Genomic DNA, 25276 nt, shown 5'->3' with positions numbered 1-25276 from the left:
CCCCGTCGCTCAGCCCCGCCGTCCCCTGCCCGTGCGCTTCGCCCCGTCCGGCCAGAACCGAGCCCCCCTCTTGGCGGCCACGTCCTCGACCCAGCCCAGAGTCAGGATCGTCAGGCCGATCAAGGGCCAGACCAGGACGAACATCCACAGGTTGTACGTCGTGTCCAGCGCGGACACCATTCCGTCGGTCATGAACGGGAGTTCGTACAGGCGGTCGATCAGTGGCACCGTCGCCATGATCAGCAGGTTGTGCCACAGATAGATCGTGACGGCCCTGTTGTTGGAGAGCGTGACCAGCCTGTCCCACTTCGCCAGGCGGCCCGGCAGCTCCTGCCACGACGGGGAGTACTGGAGCAGGATCACCACGAACCCGAACGACCACATCGCCTGGGCCAGCGGGATGTCGTTCAGGTCCCAGCCGTCGGGGCCCTTGTGGCCCGAGGCCCACCAGATGCCGAAGGCCATGAGCAGGGCCGCGCAGGACACGGAGACATAGCGCGGGATCTCCTTCAGCAGGCCCTCGTGATGGGCGAAGCCCAGCACCCAGCAACCGCCGTACACCGCGAAGTCGGTCACCGCGTTGCCCGTCTCACCGGGGATGGTGACAACTCCCGTACCGACGACCGCCGTCAGGGCCAGCGGCGCGAGCAGCGTCGCCCACGGGACCCGGCGGAACGCCCACAGCAGCAGCGGCGAGGCGACCACGAACCACAGATATGCCCGCAGGTACCAGAGCGGGCCCGCGGCCTGCACCGCCCACGTGTTCTCCAGCAAGCCCGACTTGGAGCCGATGCTCCAGGGGAACGGCGGGGCGCCCACCGGGATGACGTAGTTGAGGAGTTCGACCAGGCCGAAGGTGCCGCTGTGGTCGGGATCCTTGGCCGGGTCCCAGCCGCCGAGGAACATCAGTGTCAGCGCCACGACGCTGAACACCCACAGCGGGGGCAGCAGGCGCCGGATCCGGCCCCGGATCACCCCGAGTGCGGGGCGTTTCAGGGAACGGGCCATCAGCGAACCCGCGAGCGCGAACATCACGCCCATGGACGGGAACACGACCGTCAGCCATGCCCAGCCGAACAGGTGGTAGACCACGACCCTGACCAGGGCGATGCTGCGGAGCAGGTCGAGGTAGCGGTCACGGCCCGGCTTCGCCCCTTTGGGCGCCTCGACCACGGAGGGCGGCTCGTCGGTGGTCGGTTGCCGTGGAACCTCGTACGCCTGTGTGGTCGTCGGTTCGTCGGTCGGCGTCGTGGCCGACGTGGGGTGCTGGGTCATGCCACCGGCCTCCTGTCGCCGCCGCTCGTCCGGGCGGCCGGTACGGCTTCCGGTGCCGAGCCGACGACCCCGGTGCGCCGGAGCTTCTGCCAGCGCAGCCGGCCGCCGGTGAGCGCGGTGATCCAGGACTGCAGCAGCACGACGTACATGAGCTGGCGGTAGAGGATCTGTTGCAGGGGCAGCGAGATCAGGTGGGTCATCTTCTCCCGGTCGAGGCGGAACGCGTAGGCCGCGCAGATCAGTTGGATGGCGAGTACGCCCAGCCAGGCGAGGACGGTCTTCCCGGTCGGGCCGAACACCAGCCCGTAGAGCAGGAACACGTCGATCAGGGGGGCGAGGAGCGGTGCCACCACCATGAACAGCGACACGAAGGGCAGGCCCACCCGGCCGAAGCGGCCCGACGGGCCCCGTTCGACGACGGAACGGCGGTGCTTCCAGATCGCCTGCATGGTGCCGTACGACCAGCGGTAGCGCTGGGACCACAGCTGCTGGACGGACTCCGGAGCCTCGGTCCAGGCGCGCGCGTTCTCCGCGTACACGACCCGCCAGCCGTCGCGGTGCAGGGCCATCGTGATGTCCGTGTCCTCGGCGAGCGTGTCGTCGCTCATCCCGCCCACCCGCTTCAGGGCGGAGCGCCGGAACGCGCCGACCGCGCCGGGGATGGTGGGCATGCAGCCCAGGACGTCGTACATCCGGCGGTCCAGGTTGAAGCCCATCACGTACTCGATGTGCTGCCAGGCGCCGATCAGGGAGTCCTTGTTGCCGACCTTGGCGTTGCCGGCGACGGCGCCCACGCGCGGGTCACCGAAGGGCTGGACGAGTTCGCGGACGGTACCGGGCTCGAAGACCGTGTCGCCGTCCATCATCACGATCAGGTTGTAACGGGCGTTCGCCACACCCCTGTTGAGGGCGGCGGGCTTGCCCGCGTTGAGCTGGCGCACGACGCGTACGTTCGGCAGGCCCATGTTCTCGACGATGCGGGCCGTGCCGTCGCTGGACCCGTCGTCGATGACGATCACCTCGATGGGATGCTCGCTGCGCATCAGTGAACGCACGGTGGCCTCGATGCACTTGGCCTCGTTGTACGCCGGCACCAGCACCGACACCGGTTCGGTGATCGGCGGGCCCCAGCTGAAGTCGGGTCGGCGGGTGCGGCGGGCGTGCAGGACCGAGAGCAGCAGCATCAGGCCGAACCGGGTGAACACCAGCACACCGATGATCGCGAGACCGACGACCAGCGCGCCGGTGATCTCGTCGGAGGCCTGCACCAGGAATGTCCACGCCTTGCCCTTGGCCAGCTCGACGCCGGCGACCGGCGTGTGCGCGCTGGGCGCGTCGAGGGCCTCGGTGAGGTTGCGGAACGCGTACCCCTTCTTCTTCATGTCGGGCAGGAAGCGGTCGAGGGCCTCGACGGTCTGGTGGCGGTCGCCGCCGGAGTCGTGCATGAGGACGATCGCGCCCTTGCCCCCCTTGGGGGTGGCCTCGCGGATGATCGCGTCGACGCCGGGCTTGCGCCAGTCCTCGCTGTCCGTGTTGTTGACGACGGTGATGTAGCCGCGCTTGCCGATGTACTCCGTGACCGGCCACGACTCGTTGTCCATGGCGTCGGCGAAGGAGGAGTACGGCGGCCGGAACAGCGAGGTACGGATGCCCGCCGCACCGGCGAGCGCCAGCTGGTTCTGCGACAGCTCCCAGTCGATTCGTTTCTTCGACTGGAAGGAGAGATCGGGGTGGTTGAAGGTGTGCAGCCCCACCTCGTGGCCCTCTTCGACCATGCGCTGTACGAGATCCGGGTAGCGCGAGGCCATGGTCCCGGTGACGAAGAAGACCGCGTGCGCGTGGTGCTTCTTGAGGACGTCGAGGACCTTGGGGGTCCACTCGGGGTCCGGGCCGTCGTCGAACGTGAGGACGAGCCGGTGGTCGGGGACGTTCAGGCTGGTGGTCCGGCCGCTTCTGGTGTCGATGACCGGGCCGCCCTCCAGGATCTTCTCCGGTACCCGGTCGGCGGAGGCCTCGGGCTGGATGCGGTGGTCGGCGAGGATTTCGCTGTGCACGTACCCGCGCAGCATCAGCATCGCCATCAGGGCGAGCAGGATGAGCGAGGGGAGCAGCAGACGCATGGGCAGCCGTCGGCGCCGGACGGCGCCCCCGGCGCCGTTCGAGGCGCCGTGGCGGCGGGAGCGGGATGCCATCAGAGGTTGTTCTCCGGGGACGAGGAGATCAGAACGGGGTCGACAGTCGGCAGTCGCGAGTGGAGAGTTGCGAGTCGAGTAGGGAGTCGACAGAGACAGACGGTGATCTGCTCGGCGTTCTGCTGGATGTGGTTCTGCTGGGCGGAACGAGCGGGTCGGCCTCGGCCTGCGCTCGTCGGGCGCCCGCTAAGCCGTCACGGTCGCCGTCGTTGGCGAAGTTGCCGACGTCGGTGAGGCGGCCGGGTCGTCGTCGCCGTAGCCGTCACCGCTCGCGAGCGTGGCGCTCGGTTCGGCCGGGCTCTCGGCGATCGGGGTCGGGTCGCTGGGACCGCCGGCGACCGTGCCGCCGTCCCCGGCCGGGGACACCGAGGGAGACGGCTCGGACGAGGGAGCGGTGCTCTCCGAAGGGCTCGGCTCCGGCGAACTGGACACCGACACGGACGGTTCGGGTTCCGGCTCGGGCGTGGTGGTCCCCGGCTCCGGCTTGCTGGCGCTGACCGAGGGCTGGGGCTCGACGGACGTACCCGGGTTCGAGGCGCTGGGCGACATGCCCGGCGTGGCGGCGGCAGCGGCAGGAGTCCCCTTCGACGAAGGAGTGGCCCCCGCGCTCACCGAGGCCTCCGGGGCCCCCGGCGTGGCCTCGGCCGTGTCCGTCGGCTCGGCCGACTCGGCGGGCAGCGGGCTCGTCTCGACCTGGCCGGCGGGCTGCTCGTCCTGCTGGCCGGGGACAGGCAGCCAGGGCGCGTCCGAGTTGCCGGAGAGGAGGGTGGCGACGATGACGACGGCGTACACGGCGCAGGAGATGCCCACGACGATGCCAATCCTGCGGTACCGGCGGCTACGGCGGCCGGTCTCGTCGACGAAGACGGGGCCGTCACCGGCACCCACGCCGTCGGCGTCCTGGCCCTCCTTGGCCTGCCGGACGAGGAGTTCGTCCAGCTGCCGGCCCACTCCGTCGAGCTGGACCGTCACCTCGTGCGGGTCGTGGGTGTGACCGGCCTCCGCCTCGTTCTCCCAAGGGGCACTGGGCGACGGCCCGGCTCCGCCTCTGCTGGAGCGCGGCTGGGCGTGGGCTCCTCTGCCTCCGGGGCGGGCCGGTGCCCCGGCATGACGCTGCCGGGGTACCGGTCCGGTGCTACCCGGGGTTACTCCTGGCAGCTGCTGGGTTCCGGACACGGCCCCGACTTCGGAACCGCCGCCGTTACCACTGTCGGACCACTCCGGCTGGGCGTCTTCTCGCCACTTTTTCACTCGCACGCACATCCCCCCACGGGAACCTTTCGGGCGCGCGTACGATTCCGGGATTTTCGTACTACCGATGTTCGAATCGGACCCCCATCCGATCCGAGCGCCCCCATTTGTCATACTGCACCCGGGAAGTCGAATGTAGCGCACGTGAAGGTCCAGTGTTTGCCATGTGTTACTTGTGAGCTTGAATGATGTTGTGCTCAGCGGCTGGAATCCACCCCTCGACAGGCCTCCGCAGCCACCCTTCCGCGTCCGCGAGTTGGGCCGCGGCCCGTCGAAGAGCGTCGAATCCCGGGTGGACCAGACCCTTCCGCCACACCAACGACACGAGGGACAGCGGAACCGGGTCGACCAGCGGTCGAACCACCGTTCCGGGCAGGGCGGGGAAGTCCACGACAGCGAGGACCGGGGTCCGCGTCCTGGCCATGATCCTTTGGAACTCCTCGTCGCCCACAGCGAGCGGCGCGGGTGGCGCGATCTCGATCCCCCGCCCGTGGAAAAGCCGACGCGCGAGATCGGTCCACTCGGGGGTACGAGGGTTTCCGGCCCCCGCGTACACGGTCTCCCCCGCGAGCGCGGCCAACGGCACCTCGGTCAGCGCGGCCAAGCGGTGGTCCTCGGGCAGGACGACCGCCATGGGCTCGTAGCGCACGGGCTGTTGGTCCAGCTGTGCCCGTAGCACCGGGTCCAGGCCCGCGAACCGTCCGAACGACGCGTCAAGCCGGCCCCCGAGCAACTCGCCCGCCGCGTAGGTGAGTCCGCTCTCGAACCGGGCCATCAGCTCGTGGTCGGGGGCGAGTTCACGCGCCCGGTGCAGCACCCGCCGCCCGGTCGTCAGCCCCGGCGAGTTGAGGTCCACCAGCAGCGGCCGGGCCTCCCCGAACGCGGCAAGCAACTCGTCGTGGGCCGCCAACACCCGCCGGGCGTACGGCAGCAGGCGCTCACCTTCGGCCGACAGGGCCACCCGCCGGGTCGACCGTACGAAGAGGTCGGCGCCCAACTCCCGTTCCAGCCGCCGGATGTCACGGCTCAGCGCCTGCTGGGCCACATAGAGACGGGCGGCGGCCCGGGTGAAGTGCAGTTCCTCGGCGACGGCGACGAAGGCGCGCAGCAGACGGGGGTCGAGGTGATTCGGGGCAGACATCCGGCGAACTTACAACCAGGATGCGTCAATCGGCACGGATCAGGTGTTGGACCTGGTGATCGACCCCGGGCGACGGTGGACGCATGCCGCAGCCACCACGCCGAGCGGGCTCCCAGCCATTGTCCGCCGTCACCCAGGACACCCTGGTCATCGCCGACTTCAGCCCCCGCACCCGCGCCCGCAGGCGCATCCCGGCCGACCCCCACCCACCCGGCCCCAACCACCGCCTCTTCACGCTCCCCCGAACCCGCAGGCGCATCCCCGCCAACCGTCACCCACCCGGCCCCTACCGCCACCTCTTCGCCCACCCCGGCGCCCGCGCCTTCACCGTCGGGAACCTGATCGCCCGGCTCCCCATGGGTATGTTCAGCGTGAGCGCGGTCATCATGATCGCCGGGTCGCGCGGCTCGTACGCCCTGGCCGGTGCCGTCACCGCGACCGGCCTCGCCGCGACAGCCGTGGTCGCGCCCTGGACCGCACGGCTCGTGGACCGGCACGGCCAGGCCCGAATCGCCGTACCGGCCACGGCACTTGCCGCCCTCGGCTCCCTCGCCCTGCTGCTCTGCGCGCGGTACGGCGCCCCCGACTGGACCCTCTTCGCCGCCTACGCCGCCACCGCCACGACCCCCAACACGGGCGGCATGTCACGCGCCCGCTGGGCCCATCTCCTGGACGGCGACGAGAAGGCACTCCACACCGCCAACTCCTTCGAACAGGCCGCCGACGAGCTCTGTTTCATGCTGGGCCCGGTACTCGCGTCCTTCCTGTGCGGGGCGTTGTTCCCGGAGGCGGGCACGCTCGTCGGGGTCGTCCTGCTGGTGACCGGCGTTCTCCTCTTCACCGCCCAGCGCTCGACCGAGCCGCCCGCCCGCCCCCGCGTCGAAGGGCTTCACACGCGGGGTACGTCGTTGCCGCGCGCCCCCGGCATGCGTCCGCTGCTCGCCGTATGTCTGGCCACGGGCGCCGTGTTCGGGTCGATGGAGGTCGTCACGATCGCCTTCGCCGACGAGCGGGGGCACCGGGCCGCCGCCGGTGCCGTACTCGCCCTCCAGGCGGCCGGATCCTGTGCGGCCGGTCTGCTGTACGGGGCGCTGCGCCCGGCCGGGTCCGCCGAGCGGCGCCATCCCTGGTGCCTGGCCGCGATGACGGTCCTGATGTCACTGCCCCTGCTCGCCGCCGCCCTGACCGGCTCACTCCTCGTTCTCGCGGGAGCCCTGCTGATCGCCGGGACGGCCACCGCGCCCACGATGATCACGAACATGACGCTGGTCCAGCAGCGGACTCCTGAGGGCCGTCTCAACGAGGGCATGACCCTCGCGGTGACCGGCCTCCTGGGCGGCATAGCCGCCGGTTCGGCGGCCGGCGGCTGGGTGACGGAACGGGTGTCGGCCACGGCGGGGTACGGCGTCCCGCTCGCGGCGGCGGCGAGCGCGCTGCTGCTGTCGCTCACCGCGGCCCGGCGGGCCAATTCACGCACGCCCCATTGACTGGTTCACACACCACACATACCTTCGCCCGTCGAAGCGCTTCGACGACCCGCGTCGAACCGTTCGACGACCCCGGCGCGCGACCGGTGACCGAGATCCATCCGACTCCCCCGGAGGCACTGGATGTTGACGGCAAGAAGGTATGGCAGGCGTAGGACGAAGACGGCGACAGCCCTGGTGGGGGCCCTGACCGGGGCCCTGCTCGTGGCCTCCTGCGGAGGCTCGGACAGTGGGACGTCCGACGGGAAGACCCTGCGCCTGTGGCACTACGAGGGCCCCGACAGTGCGATGGGGCAGGCCTGGAAGGCGGCCGTCGAGGAGTTCAAGGCGACGCATCCGGGCGTCACGGTGGAGTTCGAGGAGAAGGGCTTCGAACAGATCCAGAAGACCGCCCCGATGGTCCTCAACTCCTCCGACGCGCCCGACCTGATGGAGTACAACAAGGGCAATGCGACGGCCGGCCTGCTCTCCACCCAGGGCCTGCTCACCGACCTGACCGCCGAGGTGACGAAGCGCGGCTGGGACAAGAAGATCGGCGCGGGTGTCCGCACCACCAGCCAGTACGACACCAACGGCGTGATGGGTTCCGGCAGTTGGTACGGCGTGCCCAACTACGCCGAGTACACGATGGTGTTCTACAACAAGGACCTCTTCAAGAAGCACGGGATCGCCGAGCCGACCTCGTTCGCCGAACTCACCGCCACGATGGACAAGTTCGTCGCCGACGGCATCACCCCGCTGGCCGACGCGGGCGCCGAGTACCCGGCCCAGCAGTACCTGTACCAGCTCGCCCTGTCGAAGGCGGACCGCGCCTGGGTCGACAAGTACGAGCTGTACAAGGGGAAGACGGACTTCCACGATGCCGCCTGGACCTACGGTGCCGAGACCTTCGCCGACTGGGTGAAGAAGGGGTACTTCGGCAAGAACTCCAGCGGTCTGAAGGCGGAGGACGCGGGCGTCTCCTTCATCCAGGGCAAGAGCCCGATCCTGTTCTCCGGCAGCTGGTGGTACGGCCGCTTCAAGAGCGAGGCGAAGTTCGACTGGGGCACGTTCCTGTGGCCCGACAGCGGCCTCACACTCGGCTCCGGCGGCAACCTGTGGGTCGTGCCCAAGGGCGCCAAGAACAAGGAACTCGCCTACGACTTCATCGACATCACCATGTCGGAGAAGATCCAGAACCTGCTCGGCAACAAGGGCGGGGTCCCGGTGGCCGCCGACCCGGCCGCCATCACCGACCCGCAGGCCAAGTCGCTGATCGCCGACTTCAACACCCTCTCCGGCAGGGACGGCCTCGCCTTCTACCCCGACTGGCCGGCCCCCGGCTTCTACGACGTCCTCGTCTCCGAGGTCCAGAAGCTGATCACGGGCAGCGAGAAGCCGGACGCGGTCCTCGACGCGTTGCAGGAGGCCTACGACAAGGGCGTACCGAAGACATGACGGCCACCGCCGAGCGAGCCGGAAGGCACGGCCGGGTCGCCGACTCCGCACGGAAACAGGGAAGTTCGGGGCGCCGGGCCAAGGACTCGTATGCCCTCTTCCTCCTCCCCGGGGTGCTCGCCTTCCTGGCCGTGATCGTCGTGCCGTTCCTGATGAACACCGGGGTGAGCTTCACCGACTGGCGGGGCGTGGGCTCCCCGGAATGGGCGGGGCTCGCCAACTACCGTGACCTGCTGGACGATTCGGAGTTCTGGGCGTCGTTCCGGCACAGCCTGTTCATGGTGGTGGCGATGGCGGCCGTACCCACCGTGCTCGGACTGGTCCTGGCCGCCGCCCTGTTCGACTTCGTCGGCAAGCACTTCGGGAGTCGCTGGGCGGCGGTGCTGCGTGCCTGCTTCTATCTCCCGCAGGTGCTGCCGATCGCGATCGCGGGCATCGTCTGGAGCTGGATCCTCGCGCCCGACAACGGCTCGCTCAACGAGCTGCTGAAGGCCGTCGGCCTCGGCTCCTGGCAGCAGGACTGGCTCGGCGACCCGGACATCGCGCTCTACAGCGTGATGGGCGTGATGGTCTGGGTACAGCTCGGCTTCCCACTGGTCGTCTTCATGGCGGGACTGCAACGCGTCGACCCGCAGCTCTACGAGGCCGCCGAACTGGACGGCGCCGGCTGGTGGCGCCGCTTCCGGCACATCACGCTCCCGCAGATCCGCCCCGAGACCTACGTGGTCCTCACCTGGTGCACGATCGCCGCGCTGAAGGTGTTCGGCGCGGTGTACGTCCTGACGAAGGGCGGCCCGGGCGGCGCGACCAACGTGCCGTCGTACTTCTCCTTCACCACGTTCTTCGAGAAGACCCAGGTCGGCTACGGCGCCGCCGTCTCCACCGTCCTCACGGTGATCATCCTCGCCGTCTCACTCGTCGGCCTGAAGCTCCAGACCCGGGCCGAGGACGCCGAGGACTCTCCGAAGGGGGTACGGGCATGACGACCGCCCTGCGCCGCTCCCCGGTGCTCGTCGCCCTCGTCCTCGCGGCCCTGTTCATGGTCGTACCGTTCCTGATCGTCGCCGTCAACGCCGTGAAGTCACCCGCCGAGTACTCCGCGAACGGCCCGCTCAGCCTCCCCGAGGGCCTCTACCTGGACGGCGTCAAGGACTTCTGGGAGCGGGTGGACTTCGGGCGGAAACTCGTCAACTCCCTGCTGATCAGCGGGTCGGTGGCGGTCCTCGCGGCCGTCCTGTCCGTACTGAACGCGTACGCGATCGGCATCGGCCGGATCAGGGGTCGCACCTGGGTGCTGGCCTTCTTCGTCCTCGCGAACATGCTGCCGCAGGAGGCGCTGGTCTACCCGGTGTACTACCTGAGCAAGGAAGTCGGCCTGTACGACACCCGGTTGAGCGTGATCATCGTCTTCACGGTGATCCAGGCGGCCTTCGGCACGTATCTCCTCTCCTCGGTGCTCGGCCAGTTCCCACGGGAGATCATCGAGGCCGCGCGCATCGACGGCGCGAACAAGTGGCAGGTGCTGTGGCGGATCGTCGTCCCGGTCAGCCGCCCGACTCTCGGTGTGCTCCTCGTCTTCTTCTTCATCTGGACCTGGAACGAGTTCCTGCTCCCCCTGGTGATGCTGATCTCCAATGACAACCAGACGGTGTCGGTGGCCCTCGGTGTCCTCCAGGGCCAGCGACTGATGGACGCCACGATGACCAACGCGGCTGCCCTGCTCGGTGTGTTGCCCGCCCTCGTCTTCTTCCTCGTCTTCCAGCGAACTCTCACTCGCGGCATCGCCGTGGGTGCCGTCAAGTAAGGACCCCCCACGTGAAGTTCACCGACGGCTACTGGCTGCTGCGCGAGGGCGTCACCGCCGCCCACCCGGTCGCGGCGCTCGATGTGACGGACGTCGACGGCACGTTGGACATCCACGCGCCGACCCAGCCCATCCGCCACCGCGGCGACCTGCTGAAGGGACCGGTCGTGACGATCAGCGCCCACGCCCCGATGCCCGACGTCATCGGCGTCACGTTCACGCACTTCCAGGGCGAGCAGCCGCAGAGCCCCCAGTTCGAGGTGCGCAAGGAGGACCTGACGGCCCATACCGAGTACGACGATGAGTACGCCACCCTCACCTCCGGCACCCTCTCCGTCCGGTTCGGCCGCACCAGCCCCTGGCACGTCGACTTCCTCGCCCACGGCCGTGTCCTCACCAGCAGCGGCCCCAAGGGCATGGGCATCATGCGGGACGCGACGACCGGCGCCCACTATCTGCGCGAGCAGCTCGGTCTTGGCGTGGGGACGAGCGTGTACGGTCTCGGCGAGCGCTTCGGCCCGCTCGTCAAGAACGGCCAGGTCGTCGACATGTGGAACGCCGACGGCGGCACGGCCACCGAACAGGCCTACAAGAACGTCCCGTTCTACCTCACGGACGCGGGCTACGGCGTCTTCGTCGACCACCCCGGCCGGGTGTCCTTCGAGGTCGGCTCGGAGGCGGTGTCCCGGGTCCAGTTCAGCGCCGAGACACAGCAGTTGACGTACTACGTCATCCACGGCCCGACCCCCAAGGACATCCTCCGCAAGTACACGGCCCTGACCGGCCGCCCGGCGCTCCCACCGCCCTGGTCGTTCGGCCTGTGGCTGTCCACCTCCTTCACCACCTCCTACGACGAGGAGACGGTGACGTCGTTCATCGAGGGCATGCGCGAGCGCCAACTGCCGCTCTCCGTCTTCCACTTCGACTGCTTCTGGATGCGCGAGTTCAACTGGTGCGACTTCCAGTGGGACCCGCGGGTGTTCCCCGACCCCGAAGGCATGCTCCAGCGGCTGAAGGCGAAGGGCCTGCACATCAGCGTCTGGATCAACCCGTACATAGCCCAGCGCTCGCCGCTCTTCGCAGAGGGCAAGGCACTCGGCCATCTGCTGCGCAGGCCCGACGGCAGCGTCTGGCAGTGGGACCTGTGGCAGCCGGGCATGGCGCTGGTCGACTTCACCAGCCCGGCCGCCCGCGACTGGTACGCGTCGAAACTCGAGGCGCTGCTCGCCCAGGGCGTCGACTGCTTCAAGACCGACTTCGGTGAACGGGTCCCGCTGGACGTGGAGTTCGCCGACGGCTCGGACCCGGAGCGGATGCACAACTACTACACGTACCTCTACAACAGGACCGTCTTCGACGTGCTGCGCAAGCACCGCGGCGAAGGCGAGGCGGTGGTGTTCGCGCGGTCGGCGACGGCCGGCAGCCAGCAGTTCCCGGTCCACTGGGGCGGCGACTGCGAGGCCACGTACGAGTCGATGGCGGAGTCGCTGCGCGGCGGACTGTCCCTGGGGCTCTCCGGGTTCGGCTACTGGAGCCACGACATCGGCGGCTTCGAGGGCACCCCGAGCCCGGCCCTCTTCAAACGGTGGATCGCCTTCGGCCTCCTCTCCTCCCACAGCCGTCTGCACGGCAGTTCCAGCTACCGGGTGCCATGGCTGTTCGACGAGGAGGCCGTCGACGTACTGCGGCTCTTCACCCGCCTGAAGCTCCGCCTCATGCCCTACCTCTACGAGGCCGCCCGCACCGCCCACACCGAGGGCGTCCCGATGATGCGCGCGATGGTCCTGGAGTTCCCGGACGACCCCGGATGCGCCCATCTGGAACGGCAGTTCATGCTCGGCCCGGACCTGCTGGTCGCGCCCGTGTTCAGCGACGAGGGCGAGGTCTCCTACTACATCCCCGAGGGCGAGTGGACCCACTTCCTGACCGGCCGCACGGTGACCGGCCCCCGCTGGACACGCGAGCGCCACGGCTTCGACAGCGTGCCGCTGCTGGTGCGCCCCGGGTCGGTGATCCCGGTGGGCGCGGTGGACGACCGCCCCGACTACGCGTACGCCGACGATGTCACCCTGCACGCGTACGGCATGGAGCGCGGCGCCCAAGTGACCGTACCGGTAGGCGAGTTGACGTTCACGGTCGTCCGCGAGGGCGACACACTGCGGGCGTCGTGCAGCGATCCGTCGGCGCCGTGGGGACTGGCGGCGGGCAACCGCGAGGTGCGCGCGAAGGCGGGCACCGGGTTCCTGACGCTGGAACTGGGATCGAAGGAGTCGGGGTCATCCCTCGAGTCGGGAGGCGAGTGATGGTGAAGATCACCGATGTGGCACGACATGCCGGGGTCTCCCCGAGCACGGTCTCGTACGCCCTCAGCGGCAAGCGCCCGATCTCCGAGGAGACCCGGCAGCGCATCGAACGCTCCATCAAGGAACTCGGCTACCGCCCGCACGCGGGCGCGCGGGCCCTGGCCAGCCACAGAGCCAACGTACTGGCACTGGTCATCCCGTTGCGGACCGGCATCCACGTCCCGGTCGCGATGCAGTTCGCGGTGTCGGTGGTGACGGCCGCGCGCCGGCACGACCACGACGTCCTGCTCCTCACCCAGGAGGAGGGCGAGGCCGGCCTGCACCGGGTGGCGGACACCGCTCTCGTGGACGCGCTGATCGTGATGGACGTCCAACTCGAGGACCCCCGGCTGCCGTTGCTGCGCTCACTGGACCTGCCGTCGGTCCTGATCGGCTTTCCCTCGGACCCGGCCGGCCTGACCTGTATCGACCTGGACTTCAAGGCGGCGGGCGAGCTGTGCGTGGAACGGCTGGCGGGCCTGGGCCACCGGGTGATCGCCCTGGTCGGCTCACCGCCCGAGGTGTACGTACGCCGGACCGCGTTCGCCCAGCGCGTGGTCCAGGGGTTCACGGCGGCGGCGGACCGGGGCGGCCTGTCGTCCTCGGTCCACCCGTGCGAGGCATCACCGGCCGCGGCCCGGGTGGTCGCGGAGCAACTCCTGCGCGAGCACCCGGCGTTGACGGGGGTCGTCGTCCACAACGAAGCGATCCTGGAGCCGCTGATCGACGCCTTCGAACAACTCGGCCTGCGCGTCCCCGGCGACCTCTCCATCGCCGCGATCTGCCCGGACGACGTGGCCGAGGCCCTGCCCGTCCCCGTCACCTCGGTCGCCATCCCGTCGGCGGAGGTGGGAACACGAGCCGTGGACCTCCTGATGAGAAAACTGAACAACACGACCCAGCCCCCGGAGTCGACACTGCTGTCCCCCCGCCTGACAGAAAGGGCGAGCACAATGGCACGAGCGGCCCCATGACCCGTGGACTCCGGTCACTTACCAACTCCCCGCACCCCATCACCCTCAGGGGCGCGGGGAACTGCGCGACCAGCCCCCACCGACCCGCACCCGTCCACCCACCGCCCCCCTACTCCACCGTCACAGACTTCGCCAGATTCCGAGGCTGATCCACCTCATTACCCCGCGCCGTCGCCAACTCACAGGCAAACACCTGCAACGGCACGGTAGCGACAAGCGGCTGCAGCAAGGTCGGCGTGGCAGGAATGCGGATCAGATGATCCGCGTACGGCACCACCGCCTCATCCCCCTCCTCCGCGACAACGATCGTCCGCGCCCCCCGAGCCCGGATCTCCTGGATGTTGGACACGATCTTGTCGTGGAGGACGGACCGCCCCCGCGCCGACGGCACAACCACCACCACCGGCACATCGTCCTCGATCAACGCGATCGGCCCATGCTTCAGCTCGCCGGCGGCGAACCCCTCGGCGTGCATGTAAGCAAGCTCCTTCAGCTTGAGCGCGCCCTCCAACGCCACCGGATACCCCACGTGCCGCCCCAGGAACAGCACGGTGTTCTTGTCGGCGAGCGACCGTGCCAGCTCACGCACGGGCTCCATGGTCTCCAGCACCCGTTCGACCTCACCGGAGATCTCCGCCAGGTCCCGGACGACGGCCCGGATCTCGTCGCCCCCCTTCGTGCCGCGCACCTGCCCCAGATACAGCGCGACCAGATAACAGGCCACCAACTGCGTAAGAAACGCCTTGGTCGAGGCGACGGCGACCTCGGGCCCCGCATGCGTGTACAGCACCGCGTCCGACTCACGCGGGATCGTCGAGCCGTTGGTGTTGCAGACGGCCAGCACCTTGGCACCCTGTTCGCGGGCGTGCCGCAGCGCCATCAGGGTGTCCATGGTCTCGCCGGACTGGGAGATGGCGATGACGAGGGTCCGCGAGTCGAGGATCGGATCCCGGTACCGGAACTCGCTCGCCAACTCCACCTCGCACGGAACGCGAGTCCAGTGCTCGATGGCGTACTTGGCGATCAACCCGGCATGGAAGGCCGTACCGCAGGCAACAACGACAACCTTCTCGACCTCCCGCAACGCACCCGCAGGGATCCGCACCTCGTCCAGCGTCAGTGAGCCGGCCGCGTCGATTCGCCCCAGCAGGGTATCGGCGACAGCCTTGGGCTGCTCGGCGATCTCCTTGAGCATGAAGTAGTCATAGCCCCCCTTTTCCGCGGCCGACACATCCCAGTCGACGTGATACGCCCGCGCGTCCCCCGCACCGCCGTCGAAGCCCGTCACCGTGACCCCGTCCCGGCGCAGCTCCACCACCTCGTCCTGACCCAGCTCGATCGCCGACCGCGTGTGGGCGATGAACGCGGCGACGTCCGAGGCGAGAAAGGCCTCGCCCTCTCCAACGCCCACCACCAGCGGTGAGTTCCGCCGCGCGCCGACCACCACGTCCGGCTCGTCGGCGTGCACCGCGACCAGCGTGAACGCGCCCTCCAGCCGCCGGCACACCAGCCGCATGGCCTCGGCCAGGTCGGCGCAGGAGGAGAACTCCTCGGCGAGCAGATGGGCGACGACCTCGGTGTCGGTCTCGGAGGCGAGTTCATGCCCGCGCTCGGCCAACTCCGCCCGCAGACAGGCGAAGTTCTCGATGATCCCGTTGTGGACGACGGCCACGCGCCCGGCGTTGTCGAGATGCGGATGGGCGTTGGCGTCGGTCGGCGCGCCGTGCGTGGCCCAGCGGGTGTGCCCGATGCCCGTACCCCCCGTGGGCAACGGCCGCTCCACGAGCTCCTTCTCCAGGTTGACCAGCTTCCCGGCCTTCTTGGCGCCGGCCAGCCCACCGTCCGCCAGCACAGCCACACCGGCCGAGTCGTACCCCCGGTACTCCAGCCGCTTCAGCCCTGCCATCACGACATCCAGAGCCGACTGCGGCCCCACGTAACCCACGATTCCGCACATAGCGCGCAGCCTACGATCGAACACGCGCCGCAACCCCGCAGCGCGTGCCCGATATCGGAAATTCCCGCCGGTGGCGGGAGCCGCTCAGCCGAGCTTGGTGAGCTGCGCCTCGACGATCTCCGTGGGGTAGGCGTAGTCCTTGCCGGTGGATATCGAGGCGATGTTGACGACGGGGGCGAAGAGGACGGTGGAGCCCTTGCGGACGACGACGGACTTCATCGGCGCCTTCCGGCCCGCGTCCACGATCAGCGTCACGGCCAGCGCCTCGTCCGCGCCCTCGGGTGCCGCGGTCTTCGTCACCTTCAGGGCGTTGTTCTTCTCACCGGTCACGTTGAAGGCGAACCCGGCGGCGCACTTGTCGACGGAGTTGTTCAGGTCCTTCATGACCTGCTCGGCGCCGCCGTCCTCGTAGCTGGCCAGCGTGAGAATGGCCTGCGGCACGTTCAGCCTGGCGAGGAACTGGTCCTCGTCCTTCGCCCCGGCGGCGGGCTTCGGGGCGTCGCCCTTCCACAGGCGCTTCACGGTGGCCGCCGGCTTGCCGACGTGGGTTCCGGACTGGAGGTAGGCAAGCGGCGCGCACTCCGCCTTGTCCGAGGTCACCTTTTCCTGTGCGAGGTTGTCCTTGGCCGGCACCTTCTCGTCGAGGGTCCCGCTCTTGACGTCCGCCTGCGTGAGGGCGGCCTTCTCCAGCTCGGCGGCGGTGAGCGCCTTGACGGCGGTCTTCTCCTCGCCGCTCGTACCGGAGGACTTGTCACCACCGTCGCCGGCAGACTTGGCGGGTTCGGGAGAGCTGCCGCAGGCGGTGCCGAGAAGGGCGAGCGCGGCGACGGATGCGGCGAGTGCGGTACGGCGAACGACGGTGTTCCTCAAGGGGGAAAGCTCTTTCTCTTCAGGGCTCTTTGGATCTTCGCGATGCCTGCTTTGCACGCACTTTACGTAGGGACCCCACAGGAAAATCCTCGAACCCGCATTCGACACCCACTCGTGACATGACGCTCCACGGCACGGGCGTGACGCACTCCACCCCCCACCCCGTCCACACTGCCGTAACAATGGACTGTGATCTCTCCGGTCTCCTCGATGCCCCGGAGCGCCCACCGGCAGCGGCCGGAGGCGACTCCCTACGTCGACCTCACCCGTTCCGAGTGGAGCGCGCTGCGCGACAAGACGCCGCTGCCCCTCACCGCCGAGGAGGTCGAGAAGCTGCGCGGCCTGGGCGATGTCATCGACCTGGACGAGGTGCGGGACATCTACCTCCCGCTCTCCCGCCTCCTCAACCTCTACATCGGCGCCACGGACGGGCTGAGAGGGGCCCTGAACACCTTCCTCGGCGAACAGGGCGCCCAGACCGGCACACCGTTCGTCATAGGGGTCGCCGGCTCGGTCGCCGTGGGCAAGTCGACCGTCGCCCGTCTCCTCCAGGCCCTGCTCTCCCGCTGGCCCGAACACCCACGCGTGGAACTGGTGACCACGGACGGCTTCCTGCTCCCCACCGCGGAGCTGACCTCCCGTGGCCTGATGTCGCGGAAAGGTTTCCCCGAGTCGTACGACCGCCGGGCCCTCACCCGCTTCGTGGCGGACATCAAGGCGGGCAAGGACGAGGTCACGGCCCCCGTCTACTCCCACCTCATCTACGACATCGTCCCCGGCGAGAAGCTCACGGTCCGCCGCCCCGACATCCTCATCGTCGAGGGCCTGAACGTCCTGCAGCCCGCTCTCCCCGGCAGCGACGGCCGCACCCGCGTCGGCCTCGCCGACTACTTCGACTTCAGCGTGTACGTCGACGCCCGCCCCGAGGACATCGAGCGCTGGTACCTCAACCGCTTCCGACGGCTGCGCGAGACGGCGTTCCAGAACCCGTCCTCGTACTTCCGCAAGTACACGCAGGTCTCGGAGGACGAGGCCCTCGACTACGCCCGCACCACCTGGCGCACCATCAACAAGGTGAACCTCCTGGAGAACGTGGCCCCCACCCGGGGCCGCGCCACCCTGATCATCCGCAAGGGCCCCGACCACAAGGTGCAACGGCTCAGCCTGCGCAAGCTGTAGTCGTACCCTGCTCCCATGCTCCACCTACGCCTCATCGCCCCGGCCGACAGAACCGAAGACGTGGTCCAGCTGATCGAGAAGACGGTCGGCACCACCCACCTCGTCGTCCTGCCCGGCGCCGCCCGCAACCCCGTCGGCGATGTCGTGATGTGCGACGTGGCCCGCGAGGCGGGCGACGAACTCATCGCCGGGCTGCGGCGGTTGGGCCTGGACGCGACCGGTTCGATCGCCGTGGAGAACATCGACCTGTCGCTCTCCGAGCGCGCCGACAAGGCGGAGGAGGAGGCACCCGGCGAGGGCGCGGACGCGGTCCTGTGGGAGCACCTCGCGGACGCGACACACGAGGAGTCGACGCTGTCGATCACCTACGTCGCCTTCCTCACGCTCGCCACGATGATCGCGGCCTGCGGTGTGGTCCTCGACAACGCGATCCTGATCGTGGGCGCGATGGCGGTCGGCCCGGAGTTCGGCCCCCTGGCCGGCCTCAGCACAGCCCTGGTCCAACGCCACCGAAGACTGGCGGCCCGCTCCCTGATCGCCCTGCTGGTGGGCTTCGCGGTGGCGATGCTGGTGACGGTCGGCTTCAGCTTCTTCATGGACGCCGTCGGCCTGTTCACCAAGGCCCAGTTGGAAGCGGACCGCCCCAACACCGGTTTCGTCTACGCCTACGACTGGTTCTCGTTCGTCGTGGCGGTCCTGGCGGGCGCCGCGGGCACCCTCTCCCTGACGTCGTCGAAGTCAGGCGCCCTGGTGGGCGTGGCCATCTCGGTCACAACAGTCCCGGCCGCCGCGAACGCGGCCGTGGCCCTGAGCTACGGCGACACCAACCAGACCTGGGGCTCCACAGTCCAACTACTCCTGAACCTGGCAGGCATCCTCCTGGCCGCCACCCTCACGCTACTGGCCCAGAAATGGCTGTGGAGCACCCAGAAAAAATCACGTCAAACCATCTGAGACGCACCAGCACAGACGCGCCCCACAGGGGCGCGGGGAACTGCGCGACAAGCCACAACGCACCCGCACCCCGCCACGCACAGCACCCCCCGCCCCCAACCCGCTTACCCCAACGCCGACTTCACAACATCCGCCAACCGCCCAGCCACAGACCGAGCCTGATCAATATCCGCCGCCTCAACCATCACCCGAACCAACGGCTCGGTCCCGGAAGGCCGCAACAACACCCGCCCGGTCGCCCCAAGTTCACGCTCGGCATCGGCAACAGCAGCCGCCAGCTCAGCAGATGACCCCACCCGCGTCCGATCGACATCGGGCACATTCACCAGCACCTGCGGCAACCGCTCCATCACCGCGGCAAGCTCCCGCAGCGTACGACCCGTCTGCGCCACCCGTGCCGCCAACAGCAACCCCGTCAGCGTCCCGTCACCCGTCGTCGCGTGGTCCCAGATGATCACGTGTCCGGACTGCTCGCCGCCGAGCGCGTACCCGTGCTCCTTCATCTCCTCCAGGACGTACCGGTCCCCGACCGCCGTCTGGACCAGCGACAGCCCCTCCCGCTCCATCGCCAGCTTGAAGCCCAGGTTGGACATCACGGTCGCGACGACGGTGTCGGCCCGCAGCACGCCCCGCTCCCGCATCGCCAGCGCGAGTACGGCCATGATCTGGTCGCCGTCCACCTCCGCACCGGTGTGGTCGACGGCGAGGCAGCGGTCGGCGTCGCCGTCGTGGGCGATACCGAGGTCGGCCCCGTGCTCGATGACGGCGGCCTGGAGCTTGCCGAGGTGGGTGGACCCGTAACCGTCGTTGATGTTGAGGCCGTCCGGCTCCGCGCCGATGGTGACGATCTCGGCGCCGGCCCGGGTGAACACCTCGGGCGAGACCAGGCTGGCGGCGCCGTGCGCCTCGTCCAGGACCACCTTCAGGCCGTCCAGCCGATTCGGCAGGACACCGACGAGATGGGAGACGTACTGCTCGAAGCCCTCGTCGTACGTCCGGACGCGGCCCACGCCCCGGCCGGTCGGCCGGTCCCAGGGAGCGCCGGTGCGGTGCTCCTCGTAGACGGCCTCGATCCGCTCCTCCAGCTCGTCGTCGAGTTTGTGGCCGCCGCGGGCCAGGAACTTGACGCCGTTGTCGGGCATGGCGTTGTGGCTGGCGGAGAGCATCACGCCGAGGTCGGCGCCCAGTTCCGCGGTGAGGAACGCGACGGCCGGGGTGGGCAGCACGCCGACCAGCAGGACGTCGACACCCGCACTGGCGAGGCCCGCGACCACGGCGGCCTCCAGGAACTCTCCCGACGCACGTGGGTCCCGTCCGACCACGGCGACCGGCCGGTGGCCCTCGAACGAACCCGCCTCGGCGAGTACGTGGGCCGCCGCGACGGACAGGCCGAGAGCCATTTCGGCTGTCAGGTCCGCGTTGGCGACACCGCGCACGCCGTCCGTGCCGAAGAGTCGTCCCACTGGTGTCCTCCGAAGGTGCTGGGATTGTGCGGCTCGTGCCGAGTGTCCATGCCGGACCTGGCTACGTATATCCCCTGTGCCTGTTTCCAGGCTGTAGGGAAGCGTTCCTCAAACATGTGCCGTAAGGCTGTGCTACGCAATGTCCCCGGTAAACGAACCGCCCCGGCGGCACTGAAGTGCCGCCGGGGCGATACGTACAAGACGTGCGAAACGTCCGGGAACAGCCGAGCGATTAACGCTTGCTGTACTGCGGGGCCTTGCGGGCCTTCTTGAGACCGGCCTTCTTGCGCTCGACCGCACGGTCGTCGCGACGGAGGAAGCCGGCCTTCTTGAGGGCGCCGCGGTTGTTGTCCACGTCGGCCTCGTTCAGCGCGCGGGCCACACCGAGGCGCAGGGCGCCGGCCTGGCCGGAGACACCGCCACCCGCGATGCGGGCGAGGACGTCGTAGCGGCCCTCGAGCTCGAGCACCTTGAAGGGCTCGTTGACTTCCTGCTGGTGCACCTTGTTGGGGAAGTAGTCCTCAAGGGTGCGACCGTTGATCTTCCACTTGCCGGTGCCCGGGACGATCCGGACGCGGGCGATGGCGTTCTTGCGACGGCCCAGGCCGGCCGCCGGCTGCGGGTCACCGAAGCGGCCCGCGAGCGACTCGGAGGTGTACTCGCCCTCGACGGGCACCTCGGACTCGGTGGTGTAGCTCTCGACGTCGGCGTTCTCGAACTCGACATCGGCGTTCTCGTCGAGCGGCTGCTCGACAGTGGTCTCGGCCACGATTCTCCTCAGAATTCTCTACGTCTTAGGGGGTGGCCGGAACTACTGCGCGACCTGGGTGATCTCGAACGGCACCGGCTGCTGCGCAGCGTGGGGGTGCTGGTCGCCCGAGTAGACCTTCAGCTTGGAGAGCACCTGACGGCCCAGGGTGTTCTTGGGGATCATGCCCTTGATGGCCTTCTCGACGGCCTTCTCGGGGTTCTTCGCCAGAAGCTCGTCGTAGCGGACGGAACGCAGACCACCCGGGTAGCCGGAGTGGCGGTATGCCATCTTCTGGGTCTTCTTGTTGCCGGAGAGGTGCACCTTGTCGGCGTTGATGATGATGACGAAGTCACCGGCATCGACGTGAGGCGCGAAAATCGGCTTGTGCTTGCCCCGCAGGATGTTCGCGGCAGTGGTGGCCAGACGGCCCAGGACGACATCCTGGGCGTCGATGACGTACCACTGGCGAGTGATGTCGCCGGGCTTAGGGCTGAACGTACGCACTTCGTAGCCTTCGCTTCTTCAGTGGAATGGTCCTGACACATGGCATCACTGAAGCGATCGTGCAGCTGGGGACGACAGTCGCCGGGAACCATGCCCGTATGCCGCCCACTGGTAACTGCTCCAGGGAACCTACGTAGGGGCCTCTCGCGTGAGAACGACCAAGCCGATACGCATTACAAGGGTCCAGGCTACCCGCGCCGCCCCGGACGGGTCAAAACGAGGTCGGGGAACGCCGGCTGCGGGGACGCGGGGGGACAGTCCGGGCCGGTGTGTGAGAAACCACCCTGAACCCCGACCCTGTTGTCCCCGAGGCCGGTGATACGGGCCTGAGAGGCATCGGCACACGGGTTGCACGGCGTCTAAGATGCGCCCATGAGCTTTGGGCAGGGGGGACCTCAGTGGGATCCCTGGAAACCGAATACCCCGCAGCAGCCGTGGGACGACCAGGCCGGCCGGGCTCCGCAGCAGCCGTGGGGCGGTCAGGTCGGCGGCCAGGCTCCCGACTGGGCCGCACTCGCCGAGGCGTCCGAGACCCGTAACAGACGCCGCAGACTCCTGCTGATCGTCGGGGCCGCGGTGGCCACCGTCGGCGTGGGCGCGGCCGTGGCCATGGCCATGGTCAACGCGGACGGCAGCAACGAGGCGACCAACCGGCCGACCTCCGGCCTGCCCGCAACCGCGGACATCCCCAGCGACACCTCCTCGGCGGCGCCGTCGTTCGCGCCGACCAGCGCGCCGCCGCCGCTGGACCCGAAGGACTTCATATCCGATGTGAAGAAGGACACGGCGCCACTGGCCCCGGACGACCTCTTCCCGGGTACGCAGCTGACGATGGGCGAGCGCCTCTACAAGAAGGGCCCGACCGCAGACACGACGAACTGTGGGTCGGCCGCCAAGAACAGCCTTTCGAAGATCCTCAAGGACAACAGGTGCACGCGCTTCCTGCGCGTCACCTACAGCAAGGACGGCGTCGCGGTGACGGTCGGCGTGGCCGTCTTCAACACCGAGGCACAGGCCACGAAGGTCAAGGCCACGGTGGACAAGAAGAGCATCGTCGAGTCCCTGTCCGGCGGCGGTGTCCCCACCTTCTGCCGCTCGGCGATCTGCCGCTCGACGACCAACTCCTACGGCCGCTACGCCTACTTCACGATCGCCGGTTTCACCGACGGCAAGGACGTGACGACGAAGAGCACGGCGGTCTTCACCACGGGCGACGACCTGGCCGAGTTCGCCTTCCGCCAGATCAGGCGCCGCGGCGAGGCACAGGCCTCGGCCGCCAGCCAGTAGCACAAAGCCTCCCAAATGGCCGACGATCACCGATCGTCGGCCATTTCGGCGCCATCGCACCCCAAGGCGTGAATTGGTTAAGTCTTAGGCACATGATCCTCACAACCGTTCCCTGACTCCTTCGCATATGCAAGGATCACGTTCCTTCGACTTGCGGTTCCCGATGCCCGGGGGGCCTCTGAACTTTTCTGCAGCCGAAGTCGCCAAAGACGGCGTTGGGGAAACATGGCACCCGGACCGCCCCTGACAGGGCGCTCTTCGGCGTGCCCGGCGGAGATCCGTACTGCCTCGACGCACGACCGATCTCACGGGGAGCCTTCCACGGCATGTCATCGACAACCACGCCCATCCGTAGCCGAGTTCGCAGCAGCGACCGGCCCCACGCCCCGAGCTGACCGAGCGAGGCAGTCATGCAGGAAGCCATCATCCTCGTGGGCGGCAAGGGAACACGCCTGCGCCCGCTGACCAACCACACCCCGAAGCCGCTGCTGGGCGTCGCGGGCTCCTCCTTCATCCGGCACCAGATCGCCAAGCTGATGCACGCCGGCGTGGAACACGTCGTGTTCGCCACCTCGTATCTCGCCGGCCTCTTCGAGGCGGAGTTCAAGGACTTCTCCCAGGACCTGGAGATCTCCTACGCCGTGGAGGACGTGCCGCTCGGCACCGGCGGGGCGATCCGCAACGCCGGGCGCCTCCTGCGCGGCGGCGCGCCGGACGCACCGGTCCTCGTCCTCAACGGCGACATCCTGTCCGGCGTCGACCTGCGTGCCCTCCTGGCGCACCACGAGGACCGGGCAGCGGACGTGACGCTGCACCTCACCCGGGTCACCGACCCGCGCGCCTTCGGTCTGGTCCCCACCGACGAGGCGGGAAGGGTGCTGTCCTTCCTGGAGAAGCCGAAGACGGCCGAGGAGTGCGTCACCGACCAGATCAACGCCGGCTGCTACGTCTTCCGCAGGTCGGTCCTCGACGCCATCCCGGCCGACCGTGAGGTCTCCGTCGAACAGGAGACGTTCCCGCAACTCGTCGCCGCAGGCCGGCGCGTGTTCGGCCACACCACCGCCGACTACTGGCGTGACCTCGGCACCCCGCTGGCCTTCGTCCGCGGCTCCGCCGACCTGGTCACCGGCAGGGCCACCTCTCCCCTGGTGGGTCGTCCGGCCGAAGCCCTGATCCACCCCACGGCCGAGGTCGACCCCACCGCCCGGGTCACCGGGGGCTCGACGATCGGCCCGCACGCCGTCATCGGCGCGCATGCCGTCGTCGACCACTCCATCATCGGCGGGAACGTCTCCGTGGGCGCCGGTGCCCGGATCCACGGCTCCGTGGTGGACCACGACTCCACCATCGGCGGCGAATCGACCCTGCGCGAGGTCGTGGTGGGCTGCCACACCCACATCGGCGCCCAGAACGAACTGCCCGCCCAGCTACGGCTGTCGTGCGGCCTGCGGATCCCCGCCAGGGCCGTACGCATCACCGCCACGGCCGCCGCCTGCCCGACCGTCCACTGATACGCGCACCCCCGGTTTCCCCCCGTCAGTGCACCTCGCCCCGCACCCGCCGAGCCTGCAGCTGCCGGTCGGCCAGCAGCTCGTCCGCCGGATAGGCCACCTCCTCCAAGGTCAGCCCGTACGGCCGTACGACATGCACGGCGCTGTCGCGCACCCGGGCGTCGAGGACCTTCCTCGGCCACTCCACGCCTCGATGCCCGTCCCCCACGAACAGCAGCGCGCCGACCATGGACCGCACCTGGTTGTGGCAGAAGGCATCGGCGCGGACCTCGATCTCGACGATGCCGTCCAGCCGCCTGCGCACCCCGAAGTCGAAAATCTCCCGAACCGTCGAAGCGCCCTCGCGCTTCTTCGCGTACGCGGCGAAGTCGTGCTCCCCGACCAGGGACTTGGCGGCGGCGTCCATCACGGCGACGTCCAACTCCCAGTCGTGCCAGAGCACATGGTTGCGCAGCAGCGGATCCACCCCGCCGGGCCGATCACCGACCCGGTACACATAGCGCCGCCAAAGGGCGGCGAAACGGGCGTTGAACCCGGCAGGCGCCTCGGCGACCCGCCACACCCGCACGTCCTTGCTGAGCCGCCCGGCAAGCCGCTTGAGCAGCTTCTCCTGGTGCTCCGCCCACACCCCGACCGGCAGATCGACATGGGCCACCTGCCCCCGAGCGTGCACCCCGGCATCGGTACGCCCGGCCACGGTCAGCTCGTACCTGCTCTCCCCGGACCGCGTCACCGTCCGCAGGGCGTCCTCGATCTCCCCCTGCACGGTCCGCCGTCCCCCGGCCTGCTTGGCCCACCCGGAGAACGCGGTGCCGTCATAGGAAAGGTCCAGCCGCACCCGCACGAACCCGGGCTCTACGTCATCGCTCACAGGGAGATCCTCTCAACAACACAAAA

20 protein-coding genes are annotated in these 25276 nt (G+C 69.0%); 10 read left to right on the top strand and 10 right to left on the bottom strand.

Annotated features, from left to right (window positions below):
• Positions 1 to 9 precede the first annotated feature (9 nt).
• The 4 genes from PV396_RS21115 to PV396_RS21100 form a co-directional block, all read right to left on the bottom strand.
• Positions 10 to 1275, bottom strand: coding sequence for an acyltransferase (locus tag PV396_RS21115; RefSeq protein ID WP_319206714.1), 1266 nt, complete (start codon positions 1273 to 1275; stop codon positions 10 to 12).
• The gene (locus tag PV396_RS21110) at positions 1272 to 3467 is read right to left on the bottom strand and encodes a polysaccharide deacetylase family protein (protein WP_319206712.1); all 2196 of its coding nucleotides are present in this window, start codon (positions 3465 to 3467) and stop codon (positions 1272 to 1274) included. Before PV396_RS21110 ends, PV396_RS21115 begins: the two co-directional genes overlap by 4 nt.
• Positions 3468 to 3653: 186 nt before the next feature.
• Entirely contained in the window at positions 3654 to 4439 is a 786-nt protein-coding gene (locus tag PV396_RS21105) for a hypothetical protein (RefSeq protein ID WP_319206710.1), read from the bottom strand.
• A gap of 448 nt (positions 4440 to 4887) precedes the next feature.
• On the bottom strand, positions 4888 to 5859 hold the full coding sequence (locus PV396_RS21100; RefSeq protein ID WP_319206708.1) for a LysR family transcriptional regulator: 972 nt from the start codon (positions 5857 to 5859) through the stop codon (positions 4888 to 4890).
• An 83-nt stretch (positions 5860 to 5942) separates the two neighbouring features.
• Here PV396_RS21100 and PV396_RS21095 point away from each other — a divergent pair, with 83 nt between their 5' ends.
• From PV396_RS21095 to PV396_RS21070, 6 genes are all read left to right on the top strand, one after another.
• On the top strand, positions 5943 to 7346 hold the full coding sequence (locus PV396_RS21095; RefSeq protein ID WP_319206707.1) for an MFS transporter: 1404 nt from the start codon (positions 5943 to 5945) through the stop codon (positions 7344 to 7346).
• Between the two features lie 123 nt (positions 7347 to 7469).
• On the top strand, positions 7470 to 8783 hold the full coding sequence (locus PV396_RS21090; RefSeq protein WP_319206706.1) for an ABC transporter substrate-binding protein: 1314 nt from the start codon (positions 7470 to 7472) through the stop codon (positions 8781 to 8783).
• On the top strand, positions 8780 to 9766 hold the full coding sequence (locus tag PV396_RS21085; RefSeq protein ID WP_319206704.1) for a sugar ABC transporter permease: 987 nt from the start codon (positions 8780 to 8782) through the stop codon (positions 9764 to 9766). Before PV396_RS21090 ends, PV396_RS21085 begins: the two co-directional genes overlap by 4 nt.
• Positions 9763 to 10587, top strand: a complete 825-nt coding sequence (locus PV396_RS21080) for a carbohydrate ABC transporter permease (protein ID WP_319206702.1) — start codon at positions 9763 to 9765, stop codon at positions 10585 to 10587. The genes PV396_RS21085 and PV396_RS21080 overlap by 4 nt, the downstream gene beginning before the upstream one ends.
• 11 nt (positions 10588 to 10598) lie before the next feature.
• Complete coding sequence (yicI, locus tag PV396_RS21075; RefSeq protein ID WP_319206701.1) at positions 10599 to 12890, top strand: alpha-xylosidase; 2292 nt, start codon at positions 10599 to 10601, stop codon at positions 12888 to 12890.
• Positions 12890 to 13903, top strand: coding sequence for a LacI family DNA-binding transcriptional regulator (locus PV396_RS21070; protein WP_319206699.1), 1014 nt, complete (start codon positions 12890 to 12892; stop codon positions 13901 to 13903). Before yicI ends, PV396_RS21070 begins: the two co-directional genes overlap by 1 nt.
• 109 nt (positions 13904 to 14012) lie before the next feature.
• On the opposite strand, the gene glmS is transcribed toward PV396_RS21070, so the two are convergent.
• Together glmS and PV396_RS21060 are read right to left on the bottom strand one after the other, a co-directional pair.
• Entirely contained in the window at positions 14013 to 15860 is a 1848-nt protein-coding gene (gene glmS, locus PV396_RS21065) for a glutamine--fructose-6-phosphate transaminase (isomerizing) (protein WP_319206697.1), read from the bottom strand.
• A gap of 84 nt (positions 15861 to 15944) precedes the next feature.
• On the bottom strand, positions 15945 to 16730 hold the full coding sequence (locus PV396_RS21060; RefSeq protein WP_319206694.1) for a hypothetical protein: 786 nt from the start codon (positions 16728 to 16730) through the stop codon (positions 15945 to 15947).
• Between the two features lie 210 nt (positions 16731 to 16940).
• On the opposite strand from PV396_RS21060, the gene coaA reads away from it, so the two are divergent.
• Both coaA and PV396_RS21050 read left to right on the top strand, forming a co-directional pair.
• Positions 16941 to 17909, top strand: coding sequence for a type I pantothenate kinase (gene coaA, locus PV396_RS21055; protein ID WP_416071461.1), 969 nt, complete (start codon positions 16941 to 16943; stop codon positions 17907 to 17909).
• 15 nt (positions 17910 to 17924) lie between these two features.
• A complete protein-coding gene (locus PV396_RS21050; RefSeq protein WP_319206692.1) occupies positions 17925 to 18863 on the top strand; it encodes a DUF389 domain-containing protein in 939 nt (312 codons plus the stop codon).
• 104 nt (positions 18864 to 18967) lie between these two features.
• Here PV396_RS21050 and glmM read toward each other — a convergent pair whose 3' ends face one another.
• From glmM to rplM, 3 genes are all read right to left on the bottom strand, one after another.
• Complete coding sequence (glmM, locus tag PV396_RS21045; protein ID WP_319206691.1) at positions 18968 to 20326, bottom strand: phosphoglucosamine mutase; 1359 nt, start codon at positions 20324 to 20326, stop codon at positions 18968 to 18970.
• A 232-nt stretch (positions 20327 to 20558) separates the two neighbouring features.
• Positions 20559 to 21095 (bottom strand): 30S ribosomal protein S9, encoded by a 537-nt coding sequence (rpsI, locus tag PV396_RS21040; RefSeq protein ID WP_319206689.1) that lies wholly within the window; start codon positions 21093 to 21095, stop codon positions 20559 to 20561.
• A gap of 42 nt (positions 21096 to 21137) precedes the next feature.
• Complete coding sequence (gene rplM, locus PV396_RS21035) at positions 21138 to 21581, bottom strand: 50S ribosomal protein L13 (RefSeq protein WP_319206688.1); 444 nt, start codon at positions 21579 to 21581, stop codon at positions 21138 to 21140.
• Between the two features lie 372 nt (positions 21582 to 21953).
• On the opposite strand from rplM, the gene PV396_RS21030 reads away from it, so the two are divergent.
• On the top strand, positions 21954 to 22868 hold the full coding sequence (locus PV396_RS21030) for a hypothetical protein (protein WP_319206686.1): 915 nt from the start codon (positions 21954 to 21956) through the stop codon (positions 22866 to 22868).
• Positions 22869 to 23278: 410 nt separating this feature from the next.
• Positions 23279 to 24379 carry an NDP-sugar synthase gene (locus PV396_RS21025; RefSeq protein WP_319206684.1) on the top strand — a complete coding sequence of 367 codons (1101 nt, stop codon included), beginning with the start codon at positions 23279 to 23281 and terminating at the stop codon, positions 24377 to 24379.
• A 25-nt stretch (positions 24380 to 24404) separates the two neighbouring features.
• On the opposite strand, the gene truA is transcribed toward PV396_RS21025, so the two are convergent.
• Entirely contained in the window at positions 24405 to 25250 is an 846-nt protein-coding gene (truA, locus tag PV396_RS21020; protein WP_319206682.1) for a tRNA pseudouridine(38-40) synthase TruA, read from the bottom strand.
• Positions 25251 to 25276 lie beyond the last annotated feature (26 nt).

Origin of the sequence: Streptomyces sp. ME02-8801-2C (genome assembly GCF_033793965.1) — a bacterium.
Lineage (GTDB): Bacteria > Actinomycetota > Actinomycetes > Streptomycetales > Streptomycetaceae > Streptomyces.
This window is presented reverse-complemented; position numbering and strand designations above follow the sequence as displayed.

Bases quoted from the DNA above. Each gene is read 5' to 3' on its own strand.
- PV396_RS21115 (WP_319206714.1), bottom strand. From the start codon at position 1,275: ATGACCCAGCACCCCACGTCGGCCACGACGCCGACCGACGAACCGACG.
- PV396_RS21080 (WP_319206702.1), top strand. From the start codon at position 9,763: ATGACGACCGCCCTGCGCCGCTCCCCGGTGCTCGTCGCCCTCGTCCTC.
- PV396_RS21110 (WP_319206712.1), bottom strand. From the start codon at position 3,467: ATGGCATCCCGCTCCCGCCGCCACGGCGCCTCGAACGGCGCCGGGGGC.
- PV396_RS21050 (WP_319206692.1), top strand. From the start codon at position 17,925: ATGCTCCACCTACGCCTCATCGCCCCGGCCGACAGAACCGAAGACGTG.
- glmS (WP_319206697.1), bottom strand. From the start codon at position 15,860: ATGTGCGGAATCGTGGGTTACGTGGGGCCGCAGTCGGCTCTGGATGTC.
- PV396_RS21070 (WP_319206699.1), top strand. From the start codon at position 12,890: ATGGTGAAGATCACCGATGTGGCACGACATGCCGGGGTCTCCCCGAGC.
- coaA (WP_416071461.1), top strand. From the start codon at position 16,941: ATGCCCCGGAGCGCCCACCGGCAGCGGCCGGAGGCGACTCCCTACGTC.
- PV396_RS21085 (WP_319206704.1), top strand. From the start codon at position 8,780: ATGACGGCCACCGCCGAGCGAGCCGGAAGGCACGGCCGGGTCGCCGAC.
- PV396_RS21100 (WP_319206708.1), bottom strand. From the start codon at position 5,859: ATGTCTGCCCCGAATCACCTCGACCCCCGTCTGCTGCGCGCCTTCGTC.
- PV396_RS21095 (WP_319206707.1), top strand. From the start codon at position 5,943: ATGCCGCAGCCACCACGCCGAGCGGGCTCCCAGCCATTGTCCGCCGTC.
- PV396_RS21090 (WP_319206706.1), top strand. From the start codon at position 7,470: ATGTTGACGGCAAGAAGGTATGGCAGGCGTAGGACGAAGACGGCGACA.
- PV396_RS21025 (WP_319206684.1), top strand. From the start codon at position 23,279: ATGCAGGAAGCCATCATCCTCGTGGGCGGCAAGGGAACACGCCTGCGC.
- PV396_RS21030 (WP_319206686.1), top strand. From the start codon at position 21,954: ATGAGCTTTGGGCAGGGGGGACCTCAGTGGGATCCCTGGAAACCGAAT.